This window comes from Stenotrophomonas maltophilia complex sp. Om-AH-Sm3, from assembly GCF_059337855.1.
Genome location: NZ_JBYBLQ010000002.1, coordinates 151497 through 164188, shown reverse-complemented (window position 1 = coordinate 164188; position 12692 = coordinate 151497). Strand labels below are relative to the sequence as shown.

The following is a 12692-nucleotide window of genomic DNA, read 5'->3' as shown; positions in this document are numbered from 1 at the left end:
TCAGCCGGCCGCCACCGCGCGCTTGGCCGCCGCCACGATCCGCTCAACGCTCGGCAGGTACTTCATTTCCAGGCGGAACAGCGGAATGTGGGTGTCGTAGCCAGTGACGCGCTCGACCGGGGCCAGCAGGTCGTAGATCGATTCCTCGGCCAGGCGCGCGGCGATCTCGGCGCCGAAGCCCGCGGTCTTCGGGGCCTCCTGCACGATCACGCAGCGGCCGGTCTTGGCCACCGATTCGGCGATGGTGGCGAAGTCCAGCGGGCGCAACGTGGCCACGTCGATGACTTCGGCACTGATGCCTTCGCCGGCCAGCTTGTCGGCCGCCTCCAGGGCTTCCTTCACCTGCGCGCCCCAGGTCACCAGGGTCACGTCGGTGCCGTCGCGCAGCACGAAGCAGACGTCCAGCGGCAACGCTTCGCCGTCGTTGACGACCACTTCCTTGTACTGGCGATAGATGCGCTTGGGCTCCATGTAGATCACCGGATCCGGCTCGCGGATCGCAGCCAGCAGCAGGCCGTAGGCACGCTGCGGCGACGACGGCAGCACCACGCGCAGGCCCGGCACGTTGGTGAAGATCGCCTCGTTGGCTTCGCTGTGGTGTTCCGGCGCGCGGATGCCACCGCCCCACGGCACGCGCAGCACCATCGGGCAGTGCAGGCGGCCACGCGTGCGGTAACGCAGGCGTGCGGCGTGGCAGACGATATGGTCGACCATCGGGTACATGAAGCCGTCGAACTGGGCTTCGGCCACCGGCTTCATGCCCTGTGCGGCCAGGCCGATGGTCAGGCCGGCGATGGTGGTTTCGTCCAGCGGGGTGTCGAGGATGCGGTCCGAGCCGAAGCGCTGCTGCAGGCCGGCAGTGGCGCGGAACACGCCGCCGTTGACGCCCACGTCCTCGCCCAGCACCAGCACCGACGGATCGTGTTCCAGCTCCCAGGCCAGCGCCTGGGTGATGGCTTCGATGAGGGTGATCGGGGTGGTGGTCATGCTGTCATCTCCGCGCGCGACCGCAGCGCTGTCGGCGGCGTTGGTGTGCGCGCCGGGCGCGCCGTTCTTGATCTCATCCATGGCGCTTCTCCAGGGCGATCGCCTGGGCACGCTGGGCCAGCAGGTCCGGCGGCGGATCGGCATACAGGAAGTCGAACATCGCCTCGACCGGCTGCACCGGCGTGTTGAGGTACAGGTTCACTTCCTCGTCCACGCGCGCGCCGCACTCGGCGGTCCAGGCGGCTTCTTCTTCCTCGCTCCACACCCCGGCGTTGATCAGGTACTTGCGCAGGCGCAGCATCGGCTCGCGCTGCCAGGCATCCTTCACTTCGGCATCGTCGCGGTAGCGGCGCGCGTCATCAGCGGTGGTGTGGTCGGACAGGCGGTAGGTCATCAGTTCCAGCACGGTGCCACCGTCGCCGGCCAGCGCACGTTCGCGCGCCTGTTCCATTGCCGCCAGCACCGCGATCAGGTCGTTGCCGTCCACCTGCAGGCAGTGCAGGCCGCCCGCCAGGCCCTTCTGCGCCAGCGTTTCGGCACCGGTCTGGGCCGAACGCGGCACCGAGATGGCCCAGCCGTTGTTGACGATGCACAGGATCAGCGGCAGCTTGTAGGCGCCGGCCGAGTTCAGTGCCGCGTAGAAGTCGGTCTTGGAGCTGCCACCGTCGCCGCACACGGCCACGGCGATCTGCGGTTCCTTGTTGAGCTTGAACTTCAGCGCGGCACCTGCCGCATGCAGGCACTGGGTGGAAATCGGCACGCAGAACGGGAAGTCCCTGGCCGCGTTGCCGCCGTAATCGTTGCCGCGTTCGTCGCCGCCCCAGTACATCAGCACGTCGTGCGGGCGCACGCCACGCATGAACATCGCGCCATACTCGCGGTACGAAGGCGCGAACACGTCGTCCTTCTGCATCGCCGCGCCGATACCCACGTGCGCGGCTTCATGGCCCAGGCAGGCGGCATAGGTGCCGAGCTTGCCGGTGCGCTGCAGCGCGATGGATTTGCTGTCGAACGTGCGTACGAACAGCATCTGCTTGAACAGCGGTACCAGGACCTTGGGGTCGCGCAGCGACACGGGCAGGTCGTCACGGACGAGCGTGCCGTCCGTGTCCAGGTACTGCAGGTATTCGATCTTGAATTCAGCGGCAACCGTCATTGCGTACTGCACCTTCGACAGAGAAGTTACAAATGATATGAATCGCCATGTTAAGGAACGCGTACGGAATAGCCTTCCTGCGCCGCAACACGGAGATTCCCCGTTTTACCCCTGCCGGCGGGTGGGGGGCCAATAACAACAACGTATTCAGTCGTTGCTGCAAAGCATCAGAATACGCCTCTGGCTGACCGCCGGTACAACGGCGCGGACGGTTCCACGCGCAGGCCGGTGGTCGGCCGATGCTCCACGGCCAGCCGCACGCCCCGGTATGGACCGGGCGGCTGCCAGCGCGGCGGCAACGCGCTACCCTTGCCGCCCCCGATCTGGTCCCGCCCATGTCCGTCGACAACAACCAACGCGATCTCGAAGCCGGCATCCACACCGACCTGCAGGGACGCCTGACCTACGGCGGCTACCTGCGGCTGGACCAGCTGCTCAGCGCGCAGCAGCCGCTGTCCAGCCCGCCGCACCATGACGAGATGCTCTTCATCATCCAGCACCAGACCTCGGAGCTGTGGCTGAAGCTGCTGGGCCATGAGCTGCGTGCCGCAATCGGCTTCCTGCAGCGCGATGAAGTCTGGCAGTGCCGCAAGGTGCTGGCGCGCAGCAAGCAGGTGCTGCGCCAGCTGACCGAGCAATGGTCGGTGCTGGAAACGCTGACCCCGTCCGAGTACATGGGCTTCCGCGACGTGCTGGGCCCGTCGTCGGGCTTCCAGTCGCTGCAGTACCGCTACATCGAGTTCCTGCTGGGCAACAAGAACGCGCAGATGCTGCAGGTGTTCGAGCACGACCCGGCCGGGCAGGCGCAGCTGCGCACCGTGCTGGAGGCGCCCAGCCTGTACGAGGAATTCCTGAAGTACCTGGCCCGCTTCGGCCATGCCGTGCCGGCGGTCTACGAGGCCCACGACTGGACCCAGCCGCACGTGGCCGACGACGCATTGCAGCCGGTCTTCGAGCGCATCTACCAGGACACCGACCGCTACTGGCGCGAGTACGCGCTGTGCGAGGACCTGGTGGACCTGGAGACGGCCTTCCAGCTGTGGCGATTCCGACACATGCGCACCGTGATGCGGGTGATCGGCTTCAAGCGTGGCACCGGCGGTTCGTCCGGCGTGGGCTTCCTGGCCAAGGCGCTGGAACTGACCTTCTTCCCCGAGCTGTTCCAGGTGCGCACCAGCCTGCAGGCCGCGCCCCCGGCAGCGCTGGGCTGATCCCCATTCAGCTTGGTTCCCGGCCCGCGGCTGGATCGTTTCAGATGCAAGTTCAGGGAGCAGGCTGCCACCTGCCTCAAACGGCGTGTATTTGACGTGAACGCCAGAAGTCGGTGATCCTCGCGCGTTGCTCCAACTGCACAGCGGACGTGCTCGTCATCCACCGAACCAGGAAATCCGCATGAGCGTAAACGCCACTGCGAACACCCCAGAGCCGGCACTGCCGGACTTCAAGACCACGCTGGGCCACCCGCGCCCGTTGTGGATGCTGTTCATGACCGAGTTCTGGGAACGCTTTGCGTTCTACGGCATCCGCTGGGCGTTGGTGCTCTACATCGTTGCCCAGTTCTACAACGGCAGCGCTGCCGGTGAAGGCGACGCCAGCCGCATCTATGGCGCCTACCTGGCCCTGGTGTACGCCGCGGCCATCTTCGGCGGCTACGTGGCCGACCGGGTACTGGGCTACCAGCGCTCGATCCTGACCGGCGCGATCATCATGGCCGCCGGCCTGTTCATGATCTCGCTTCCGCAGGAGCACATCTTCAAGCTCGGCCTGGCCACGATCATCGTCGGCAACGGTCTGTTCAAGCCCAACATCTCGACCATGGTCGGCAAGCTGTACGGCCTGAAGGACGAGCGCCGCGATTCGGGCTTCACCATCTTCTACATGGGCATCAACATCGGCGCGATGATCGCCCCGGTGCTGACCGAGTACCTGGCCCGCAAGGTGTTCGGTACCGATGCGATGCCGTCCTACAAGGTCGTGTTCATCGCCTCGGGCGTGGGCATGCTGATCTCGCTGGTGTGGTTCTACATCGGTCGTGCCGGCCTGAAGGGCATCGGCGCACCGCCGGCCGGCGCGGAAGGTTTCGGCCGCATCATCATGGTGCTGGCCGGTGCCGTGGTCGCCATCCCGGTCGCGTACTTCCTGCTGGCCACCGGCGCCACCGCGCTGGCCTGGATCCTGGGCGCGATGTTCACCGCGCTGGCCGTACTGCTGCTGGTCGAGGGCATCCGGGAAGGCAAGGTGCAGCGCGACCGCGTGATCGCCATGCTGATCATCTTCGCCTTCAACGTGATGTTCTGGATGTTCTTCGAGCAGGCCGGCAGCTCGTTCACCTTCCTGGCCGAGAACATCGTCAACCGCCAGTTCGGCAGCTGGACCTTCCCGACCGCGTGGTTCCAGTCGGTCAACTCGGTGGCGATCATCACCCTGGCCCCGGTCATCGCCTGGATCTGGGTGGCGATGGGCCGCGCCAATCCGTCCATCCCGCGCAAGTTCGGCCTGGGCCTGCTGTTCAACGGCGCCGCCTTCGCGCTGCTGATGTTCGCCCTGTCGCAGATGGTGGTGGACGGCAAGATCCCGTTCTGGACCCTGTTCATGGTCTACGTCATCCAGTCGGTGGGTGAGCTGTGCCTGTCGCCTATCGGCCTGTCGATGGTGACCAAGCTGGCCCCGGTGCGCTTGGTCGGCTTCGGCATGGGCGGCTGGTTCCTGTCCACCGGCATCGGCAACAACCTGTCGGGCATCTTCGCTGGTGTGGTCAGTGGTGAAGGCGGCATGACGGTCGAGTCGGCCCTGAAGGGGTATACCTTCGGGTTCTGGGCCCTGATCGGCTCCGGCGTGGTGCTGTTCCTGATCGCCCCGCTGATCAACAAGCTGATGCACGGCGTCAAGTAATGAAGCGAGGGTAGAAGGCATGCGCAGCAAGCTCGGTGGTGCAATGGTGGTGGTCTGTGCGGCGCTGATCGGCGCCTGTTCCCAACCGCAACCGCCTGCCACCGCCGAGCCCACGCAGCCCCTGGATACCCGGCCCACCGAGCCACCGGTCGCTGACCCCAGCGAACCGGTGGCCTCGGGCAACACCCCGGTGGCGGCGGACATTGCCGCCATCGCCGGGCTCGGCGCGCAGTTCGACCCGGCCCGCGACCCCGCCGATGACCTGGCCACCGCCAAGGTGGAAGCCCAGCGCGGCAAGAAGCGCATCCTGCTCGAGATCGGCAACGCCGCCTGCGATCGCTGCCGGGCGCTGGACGAAATGGTCGAGGGCAACGGCGACCTGCGCCGCTTCCGCGACGCCCACTACGTGTGGGTGAAGGTCAACGCCAGCGACGAACAACCCAACACCGCCTTCTTCGCCCAGTTCCCGGTGATGGAGCGCGACTACCCGCACCTGCTGGTACTGGACGCCGATGGCAGCCTGCTGGTCTCGCAGGCCACCGGCGAACTGCGCAGGGGCGAAGCCTTCCAGCCTGCGCGGGTGAGCGCGTTCCTCAAGCAGTGGGCACCTGATAAACCGGAGTAGGGTAGTGCCGGCCGCTGGCCGGCAGCTGTGGTGGGGGCCGACCGCTGGCCGCCTACCCCGGTGGGTGCCGACCGTTGGTCGGCACTGACATCGGGTCGCATCCACGCCTTGCGCGGATCTACTGCGCGCCCCGTCACACTCTCTGAATCCGTGTCTCAACTTCACCGTGAGCACGCCGTTACCGGCAAGGACCTCAGTCGACATCCCGTCGATGCTACCTACCGGAACGCCCATGCACAGCGACCACGCCGAACGATTGCCCGAACCTGCCAGCCACCTGGCCGAGGGTGGGGCAGGCGAGGGCGTGACTTTGCCGGCGCAGGAAACCCTGTTGGACGACGCCGGCACCGGCGAGGAAACCGTCGAACTGGCCCCGCCGCGCCATCGCCTGCCGCAGATCGCGCTGCCCGATAACGTGGTGCTGAAGGGTGCGGTGCAGAAACTGGTCGAGCAGAAGGCGCGCCTTGATGCGCTGGCCGCCGAAGGCCAGCTGGCCGGGCTGCTGCCGCCGGAATGGCAGGGCCATGGCGCGCGCGCGATCGAGCTGTCCACCTTCATCCAGGGCGTGCTGCCGTTCCTGCAGACCGGGGAGCGTGGCGAAACCGCGCCTGCCCGTCTGCCGGTGCGGCACGTGCTGGGGGATGACAGCCGATGGGGCCTGGAGGATGTCACCGAGCCGAAGTCGTTGGCGTGGTACCTGGCCAGTGACGAGCGCGCCACGGCGGGCAGCAAGGACGTGGCGGAGGCGCACCTGGTGGGTGCGCTGGGCCTGGCGTGGATGCAGGAAGGGCGCAGCCGCCCGGGCTTCCTGCGTGCGATGGGCCAGGACAGTCTGGCGGCGCGGGTGACCATGCTGGGTTATCCGCCCGCCAACGAACTGGCGCTGTACAACGTCACCGCGCAGGGACAGCCGCAGATCTGGTGCGTGCATGGCCGCCGCCGCATGCGCCCGCTGGTGGCGCCGTGGCTGAGCGTGCCGCTGCTGACCGCTTACGGCGTGCCGGCCCCGGTGGCGTGGCCGTCCAGCTTCCCACCGGTGGAGGCCGTGGCCGAACTGCTGGCGACCGTCCGCCCGGGGCGCGCGCTGCCGGAAGTGGATCTGGGCAAGGTAGTGGCGAAGATCGCCGAGGATGCCGCGTTCGACGCCTGGCAACCGGTCAGCCTGCTGCAGCTCAATACCTGGTCACCGCGCTGGCATTTCTTCCTGGGCACCTTCGTCGGCCTGCCGTCGCTGCTGCTGGTGGCTGCGGCGCTGGCGCTGCCCGGGGCCGTCGAAGCCGCCACGGTTGCCGCCTCGCTGGGCTTCGCCGGCGGCGCCATCGCAGCACTGGCCGTGCCGTGGATCCACGCACGGCGCAAGCACCTGAGCTGAAAAAAGGGGACGGAGGGGATTAAGTCGTTTCAGGCACACCTGTGCTCATTACGACTTAATCCCCTCCGTCCCCTTTTTCTTTCAGACCCCTTCGCCCATCCGCTCCAGGCCTTCGTCGGCCAGGCGCAGGATCAGCTTTTCCAGCACCTGCTCTTCCTCCTCGCTCAGCACCGACATCAGCTTGCGGGTGATCTCGATCACCATCGGCGCGATGGTCTCGTACACCTCGAAACCGGCGGCCGACAGCGCCAGTACCGAGCGGCGGCGGTCGTCGCCATGCGTCTCGCGCTTGATGAAGCCGCGCTCCAGCAGGCGGGCCACGGCGCGGCTGACCGCCACCTTGTCCATCGCCGTGCGGTCGGAGACCTCGCTGGCCGAGGAGCCCGGGTACAGCGCCAGGATGGTGATCACCCGCCACTCGGGGATCGCCAGACCGTAACGATCGCCGTACAGCTTGGCGATGTTGCCGCTGACCCGGTTTGACAGCACGCTCAGCCGGTACGGCAGGAACTGTTCCAGGTCGAGCAGGACGTGCGAGGCACGCAGGCGGGTCGAGGCGGGATCGGGGCTCATGTTGCGGTGCACCTTGCTGGTGGTTTCAAGTGTAACTATAAGGGGTAGGTCCAGACCCTGCATTCTCGCCGGGTCCCTACCTGCCCGCACCTGGTTTGTACCGATGCGGTACCGATTCGGAGCCACGCCATGAATACCGCAGTCCCGACCGCCTCGCACCCCAACCCCGGCATGCAGGTCACCACCTTCGAGAACCCGATGGGCATCGACGGTTTCGAGTTCGTCGAATTCGCCGCCCCGGCCGGCCGTGGCCAGGAGCTGCACGAGTACTTCCGGAAGATGGGCTTCAGCGCGGTGCTCAAGCACAAGCAGCGTTCGATTACCGTCTATCGTCAGGGCGACGTCAACTTCCTGGTCAATGAAGACCCCGATTCGTTCGCCGCCGACTTCGCCGAGAAGCACGGTCCGTGCGCCTGCGGCTTCGCCATCCGCTTCAAGAAGCCGGGTCAGGAGGTCTACCAGACCGCACTGGGCAACGGTGCCGAAGCCATTGCCTTCAAGCCGGACAGCAAGGCGGTCAGCGCCCCGGTCATCAAGGGCATCGGCGACTGCATGCTTTACCTGGTCGACCGCTACGGCGCGGCCGGCAGCATCTACGACGGCGACTACGAGCCGATCGCCGGTGCCGACCTTCACCCGGTGGGCTTCGGCCTGACCTTCATCGACCACCTGACCCACAACCTGTACTTCGGCAACATGCAGCAGTGGTCGGACTACTACGAGCGCCTGTTCAACTTCCGCGAGATCCGCTACTTCGACATCAAGGGCCTGAAGACCGGCCTGGTGTCCAAGGCGATGACCGCGCCGGACGGCATCGTGCGCATTCCGCTGAACGAATCGTCCGACCCGAAGAGCCAGATCAACGAGTACCTGGACGCGTACAAGGGCGAGGGCATCCAGCACATCGCCTGCTTCACCGAGAACATCTACGAGACCGTCGAAGCGATGCGCGCGCAGGGCGTGGATTTCCTCGACACGCCGGAGACCTACTTCGAGGTGATCGACCAGCGCGTGCCGAACCACGGTGAAGACGTACCGCGCCTGGCCAAGAACAAGATCCTCATCGATGCCGATCCGGAAACCCACCAGCGCAAGCTGCTGCAGATCTTCACCCAGAACTGCATCGGCCCGATCTTCTTCGAGATCATCCAGCGCAAGGGCAACGAAGGCTTCGGCGAAGGCAACTTCACCGCGCTGTTCGAGAGCATCGAGCGCGACCAGATCCGCCGCGGCGTGCTGTAAGGTCCTGGGCAGCGCCGGGTCACGCCCGGCGCCTGCTTGCCTGTAGAGCCGAGCCATGCTCGGCTGCTTTCCGTTCCGGTCTTGCCGTTTTTCAGGAGCCCCCATGTCCCCCGCCATCATCGCCCGCGGCTACCAGTCCGGCTTCGGCAACGAATTCGCCACCGAGGCCGTCGCCGGCGCGCTGCCGGTCGGGCAGAACTCGCCGCAGAAGGTGGCCCACGGCCTGTACGCCGAACAGTTGACCGGCACCGCCTTCACCGCGCCGCGCGGCAGCAATCGCCGCAGCTGGCTGTACCGGATCCGTCCGGCGGTGACCCATGGCGAGTTCACCCCGTTCGCGCAGTCGCAGCTGCAATGTGATTTCGGCGCACAGCCGGCCTCGCCGAACCAGCTGCGCTGGAGTCCGCTGCCGCTGCCGGAGCTGCCGACCGACTTCGTCGAAGGCCTGTACACGATGGGGGGCAACGGTTCGCCCGACGCGCATGCTGGCGTGGGCATCCACCTCTACGCTGCCAACCGCGACATGGTCGGCCGCTACTTCTACGATGCCGACGGTGAGCTGCTGATCGTGCCGCAGCTGGGCGCGCTGCGCCTGCTGACCGAGCTGGGCGTGATCGAGATCGAGCCGCAGCAGATCGCGGTGATCCCGCGCGGCGTGCGGTTCCGCGTTGAACTGCCCGATGGCCCGAGCCGCGGCTACATCTGCGAGAACTACGGTGCGCTGCTGAAGTTACCCGACCTAGGCCCGATCGGTTCCAACGGACTGGCCAATCCGCGCGACTTCGAGACCCCGCACGCAGCGTTCGAGGACATCGACGGTGACTTCGAGCTGATCGCCAAGTTCGAGGGCCGCCTGTGGCGTGCGCCGATCGACCATTCGCCGCTGGACGTGGTGGCCTGGCACGGCAATTACGCGCCGTACCGCTACGACCTGCGCCGCTTCAACACCATTGGCTCGATCAGCTACGACCACCCGGATCCGTCGATCTTCCTGGTGCTGCATTCGCCCAGCGACACGCCGGGAACCAGCAACATGGATTTTGCGATCTTCCCGCCGCGCTGGCTGGTGGCGCAGAACACGTTCCGCCCGCCGTGGTTCCACCGCAACATCGCCAGCGAATTCATGGGCCTGGTGCACGGTGCCTACGATGCCAAGGCCGAAGGCTTCGTGCCGGGCGGCGCATCGCTGCACAACTGCATGAGCGGCCACGGCCCGGACGCACCGACCTTCGACAAGGCGTCCAATGCCGATCTGTCCAAGGCGGACGTGATCAAGGACACGATGGCCTTCATGTTCGAGACCCGCGCGGTGATCCGCCCGACCGCACAGGCCCTGGCCGCCGGCCACCGTCAGGGCGACTACCAGCAGTGCTGGAACGGCCTGCGCAACAACTTCCGCTGACCCGAAAAAGGGGACGGAGGGGATTAAGCCGCAGTCAGCACACGTGTGCTTGAAACGACTTAATCCCCTCCGTCCCCTTTTTCTTCAGGCCACCTCGGCGAACGCGTCGCAGTGCTCCAACGGCAGCGCTTCCAGCAGGCGTTGGCGTACACGCTGGCAATAGCCTTCCGAAGTCAGCCCGGGCAGCATCCGCATCGCCGAGTGCAGCACCTGCAGTACTTCACTTTCCGCGCGGGCCTGCTGCAGGTCGCGGAACAGCGCCGCCGCCTGCGGGTGGCGCTGCATTTCCAGGATGCCCAGCACATAGATGCGCGCGGACACCAGCGAGCGGCGGCGTTCGACCGCTGTGGCAGCAGCTGCGGCAGGTGTCGCGGGCTGCGGCTCTACCGTGGCTGCCGGCGGCGGTGGTGGGGCTGCGGCACCGGTGCCGGTGCTCAGGTAGCCGGCCTGCACCAGCTGGATGACCATCGCGGGCGCGTCCTGGCCGAGCAGACCGGTCAGGTCGGTGATGCTGCGTTGGCCGTCGCACAGGATCAGCAACCGGCGCTGGCGCATGTCCAGCGGCGCGCGATGGGCCTGCAGCGCGGTTCGGGCGAGTTCGGTCTTGCGCGGTTGCATGGAAGGGACAGCCAGGTCGGTGCATGCCGAGCCTGAACGAGGGCGATGAAACCGCGATGACAATGCAGCCTCTGCACGCGCGCTGCGCTAGCGTGCAGCTACCTTCGTGCCAGGGAACCGCACCGATGAAGCACCTCCCGATTGCTGGTCTGTTGCTCCTTTCGCTCGCCGCATGCAGTGGCGGCCCCGACAAGCAGGGCGCCGCCGGCAGCGGCAGCGATACCCCGGCGGAAACCGCCTCGGCGACCGGTCCGGCCCAGTCGACGGATCCTGATCTGGCGGCCCGCCCGGCGAACGACCTCCGCAAGGACAGTCCGGCCCGCCTGGACGGCTTCGCGGGTGCGAAGCTGGGCACCGGCATCGCCGAAGTCCGCAGTGGTTTTGGCACGCCACTGCAGGGGCTGGGCACCGATGCCGCCGGCAAGCCGCTGTCCGCCGACGACGGCAACGACGGCTGCTACTTCCTTCGCCCGCAGGATGCCGAGGACCCGCGGCTGATGATCGAAGGCCGCAAGCTGGTGCGCTACGACGTGCGCAGTGCCGCCATCACCGCACCGGGCGGCGGCAAGGTCGGCATGACCCTGGGCGAGCTGCAGGTGCTGTATCCCGAGCGCGCAGACGTCGGTCCCGACAAGTACGACGAGAAGGCCCAGCACCTGCGCGTGCGGCCGGCGCAGGAGGGCGGGGCAGTGATCGACTTCGCGCTCGGTGCCGATGGCCGGGTGGGGGCCTGGCGGGTCGGGCAGACCCCGCAGGTCGACTATGCGGAAGGCTGTGGCTGATCCTTGATCCATCGCCCAGCCATGCGCTCGGGCCAAGCGTAGAATCGCGCCACCACTGCTGGGGAGTGCTCGATGATCGCCATTGCCATTGCCTGGTTCCTGCTCGGCCTGCTGCTGCTGGCACTGGGCGGGGACTCCATCGTCAAGGCCGTCTCTGGCCTGGCCCAGCGCTTCGGGGCCAGCCCGTTCACTGCCGGATTGCTGCTGCTCGGGGTGGCCACCTCGTTGCCGGAACTGGCGGTCAACGCACGCGCGCTGGCGGTGGGCCAACCAGAGCTGGCGCTGGGCAATGCGGTCGGCAGCAGCATCGTCAATCTGGGCCTGACCCTGGCCGTGGCCGCCATCGCCGCGCCCCTGCTGCTGCGCGCGCGCCTGCAGGCGGTGCTGTGGTGGTCTCTGCTGGCGGCCGCCGTGCTGCTGATCCTGTTCGGCCTGGATGGTCGCCTGGTGCGCTGGGAAGGCGGCGTGCTGGTGGCGGGCTTCATCGTCATGCAGGTGCTGCTGCTGCGCCGCAGCCGCGTCGAGAGCGCCGAGGTGCAGGCCGCCATCGCCGAATCCGCGCTGAGCCGCACCAGCCTGCCGTTGAACGTGCTGCGCGTGCTGATCGCCGCACTGACCCTGTACTGGGGGGCGCGCCTGGTGGTGGGTGCTGCGGCCGACTTCGGTGCCGCACTGGGCTGGACGCCGTTGCTGGTCGGCCTGTTGCCGGTGGCGATCGGCACCGCACTGCCCGAGGTGGCCACCGCCATTGCCGCCTCGCGTCGCGGGCATGGTGACATGGTGCTCGGCCACGTACTGGGTTCCAGCGTGGTCAACCTGCTGCTGGTGATCGGTGCGATGGCGGTGTTGCAGCCGTTGGCCTTGCCGGCCTCGTTCGTGCGCCTGGAACTGCCGGCGCTGTTGGCGTTTTCGATGGTGCTGTACCCGATGCTGCGCGGCGACCTGAAGATCAGTCGTGGCGAAGGCGGGATCCTGCTGGTCGCGTTCGTAGGCTGGTTCGTGCTGGAGCTGCTGCTGGTCGGCGCGGCATGAGGTAGTGCCGG

At 67.1% G+C, this 12692-nt stretch carries 12 protein-coding genes; 8 read left to right on the top strand and 4 right to left on the bottom strand.

The features are described from left to right. Together AC10QF_RS03440 and pdhA are read right to left on the bottom strand one after the other, a co-directional pair. Positions 1–1068 carry an alpha-ketoacid dehydrogenase subunit beta gene (locus tag AC10QF_RS03440; protein WP_005419896.1) on the bottom strand — a complete coding sequence of 356 codons (1068 nt, stop codon included), beginning with the start codon at positions 1066–1068 and terminating at the stop codon, positions 1–3. Further along, on the bottom strand, positions 1061–2143 hold the full coding sequence (gene pdhA, locus AC10QF_RS03435; RefSeq protein WP_065186527.1) for a pyruvate dehydrogenase (acetyl-transferring) E1 component subunit alpha: 1083 nt from the start codon (positions 2141–2143) through the stop codon (positions 1061–1063). The genes AC10QF_RS03440 and pdhA overlap by 8 nt, the downstream gene beginning before the upstream one ends. 335 nt (positions 2144–2478) lie before the next feature. On the opposite strand from pdhA, the gene AC10QF_RS03430 reads away from it, so the two are divergent. From AC10QF_RS03430 to AC10QF_RS03415, 4 genes are all read left to right on the top strand, one after another. Continuing rightward, positions 2479–3354 (top strand): tryptophan 2,3-dioxygenase, encoded by an 876-nt coding sequence (locus tag AC10QF_RS03430; RefSeq protein ID WP_005419892.1) that lies wholly within the window; start codon positions 2479–2481, stop codon positions 3352–3354. Positions 3355–3535: 181 nt separating this feature from the next. Further along, positions 3536–5035 carry a peptide MFS transporter gene (locus tag AC10QF_RS03425; RefSeq protein WP_005419890.1) on the top strand — a complete coding sequence of 500 codons (1500 nt, stop codon included), beginning with the start codon at positions 3536–3538 and terminating at the stop codon, positions 5033–5035. A gap of 19 nt (positions 5036–5054) precedes the next feature. After that, positions 5055–5660 (top strand): thioredoxin family protein, encoded by a 606-nt coding sequence (locus tag AC10QF_RS03420; RefSeq protein ID WP_069138720.1) that lies wholly within the window; start codon positions 5055–5057, stop codon positions 5658–5660. A gap of 232 nt (positions 5661–5892) precedes the next feature. Continuing rightward, on the top strand, positions 5893–7032 hold the full coding sequence (locus tag AC10QF_RS03415) for a hypothetical protein (RefSeq protein WP_494541739.1): 1140 nt from the start codon (positions 5893–5895) through the stop codon (positions 7030–7032). Between the two features lie 81 nt (positions 7033–7113). Here the strand turns inward: AC10QF_RS03415 and AC10QF_RS03410 are convergent, their stop codons facing one another. Beyond that, the gene (locus tag AC10QF_RS03410) at positions 7114–7605 is read right to left on the bottom strand and encodes a MarR family winged helix-turn-helix transcriptional regulator (protein ID WP_069138718.1); all 492 of its coding nucleotides are present in this window, start codon (positions 7603–7605) and stop codon (positions 7114–7116) included. Between the two features lie 129 nt (positions 7606–7734). Between AC10QF_RS03410 and hppD the strand changes: the two genes are divergently transcribed. Together hppD and hmgA are read left to right on the top strand one after the other, a co-directional pair. After that, positions 7735–8847: a 4-hydroxyphenylpyruvate dioxygenase gene (gene hppD / locus AC10QF_RS03405; RefSeq protein WP_177178897.1), complete on the top strand. Its 1113-nt coding sequence runs from the start codon at positions 7735–7737 to the stop codon at positions 8845–8847. Between the two features lie 103 nt (positions 8848–8950). Next, complete coding sequence (gene hmgA, locus AC10QF_RS03400; RefSeq protein WP_065197056.1) at positions 8951–10249, top strand: homogentisate 1,2-dioxygenase; 1299 nt, start codon at positions 8951–8953, stop codon at positions 10247–10249. 84 nt (positions 10250–10333) lie between these two features. Here hmgA and AC10QF_RS03395 read toward each other — a convergent pair whose 3' ends face one another. Continuing rightward, positions 10334–10867, bottom strand: a complete 534-nt coding sequence (locus tag AC10QF_RS03395; RefSeq protein ID WP_069138716.1) for a hypothetical protein — start codon at positions 10865–10867, stop codon at positions 10334–10336. A 125-nt stretch (positions 10868–10992) separates the two neighbouring features. Between AC10QF_RS03395 and AC10QF_RS03390 the strand changes: the two genes are divergently transcribed. Next, on the top strand, positions 10993–11649 hold the full coding sequence (locus tag AC10QF_RS03390) for a hypothetical protein (protein ID WP_005419872.1): 657 nt from the start codon (positions 10993–10995) through the stop codon (positions 11647–11649). 72 nt (positions 11650–11721) lie between these two features. Beyond that, positions 11722–12681, top strand: a complete 960-nt coding sequence (locus tag AC10QF_RS03385) for a sodium:calcium antiporter (RefSeq protein WP_494541738.1) — start codon at positions 11722–11724, stop codon at positions 12679–12681. Positions 12682–12692: the final 11 nt, after the last annotated feature.

Bases quoted from the DNA above. Each gene is read 5' to 3' on its own strand.
- AC10QF_RS03440 (WP_005419896.1), bottom strand. From the start codon at position 1,068: ATGGATGAGATCAAGAACGGCGCGCCCGGCGCGCACACCAACGCCGCC.
- pdhA (WP_065186527.1), bottom strand. From the start codon at position 2,143: ATGACGGTTGCCGCTGAATTCAAGATCGAATACCTGCAGTACCTGGAC.
- AC10QF_RS03430 (WP_005419892.1), top strand. From the start codon at position 2,479: ATGTCCGTCGACAACAACCAACGCGATCTCGAAGCCGGCATCCACACC.
- AC10QF_RS03425 (WP_005419890.1), top strand. From the start codon at position 3,536: ATGAGCGTAAACGCCACTGCGAACACCCCAGAGCCGGCACTGCCGGAC.
- AC10QF_RS03420 (WP_069138720.1), top strand. From the start codon at position 5,055: ATGCGCAGCAAGCTCGGTGGTGCAATGGTGGTGGTCTGTGCGGCGCTG.
- AC10QF_RS03415 (WP_494541739.1), top strand. From the start codon at position 5,893: ATGCACAGCGACCACGCCGAACGATTGCCCGAACCTGCCAGCCACCTG.
- AC10QF_RS03410 (WP_069138718.1), bottom strand. From the start codon at position 7,605: ATGAGCCCCGATCCCGCCTCGACCCGCCTGCGTGCCTCGCACGTCCTG.
- hppD (WP_177178897.1), top strand. From the start codon at position 7,735: ATGAATACCGCAGTCCCGACCGCCTCGCACCCCAACCCCGGCATGCAG.
- hmgA (WP_065197056.1), top strand. From the start codon at position 8,951: ATGTCCCCCGCCATCATCGCCCGCGGCTACCAGTCCGGCTTCGGCAAC.
- AC10QF_RS03395 (WP_069138716.1), bottom strand. From the start codon at position 10,867: ATGCAACCGCGCAAGACCGAACTCGCCCGAACCGCGCTGCAGGCCCAT.
- AC10QF_RS03390 (WP_005419872.1), top strand. From the start codon at position 10,993: ATGAAGCACCTCCCGATTGCTGGTCTGTTGCTCCTTTCGCTCGCCGCA.
- AC10QF_RS03385 (WP_494541738.1), top strand. From the start codon at position 11,722: ATGATCGCCATTGCCATTGCCTGGTTCCTGCTCGGCCTGCTGCTGCTG.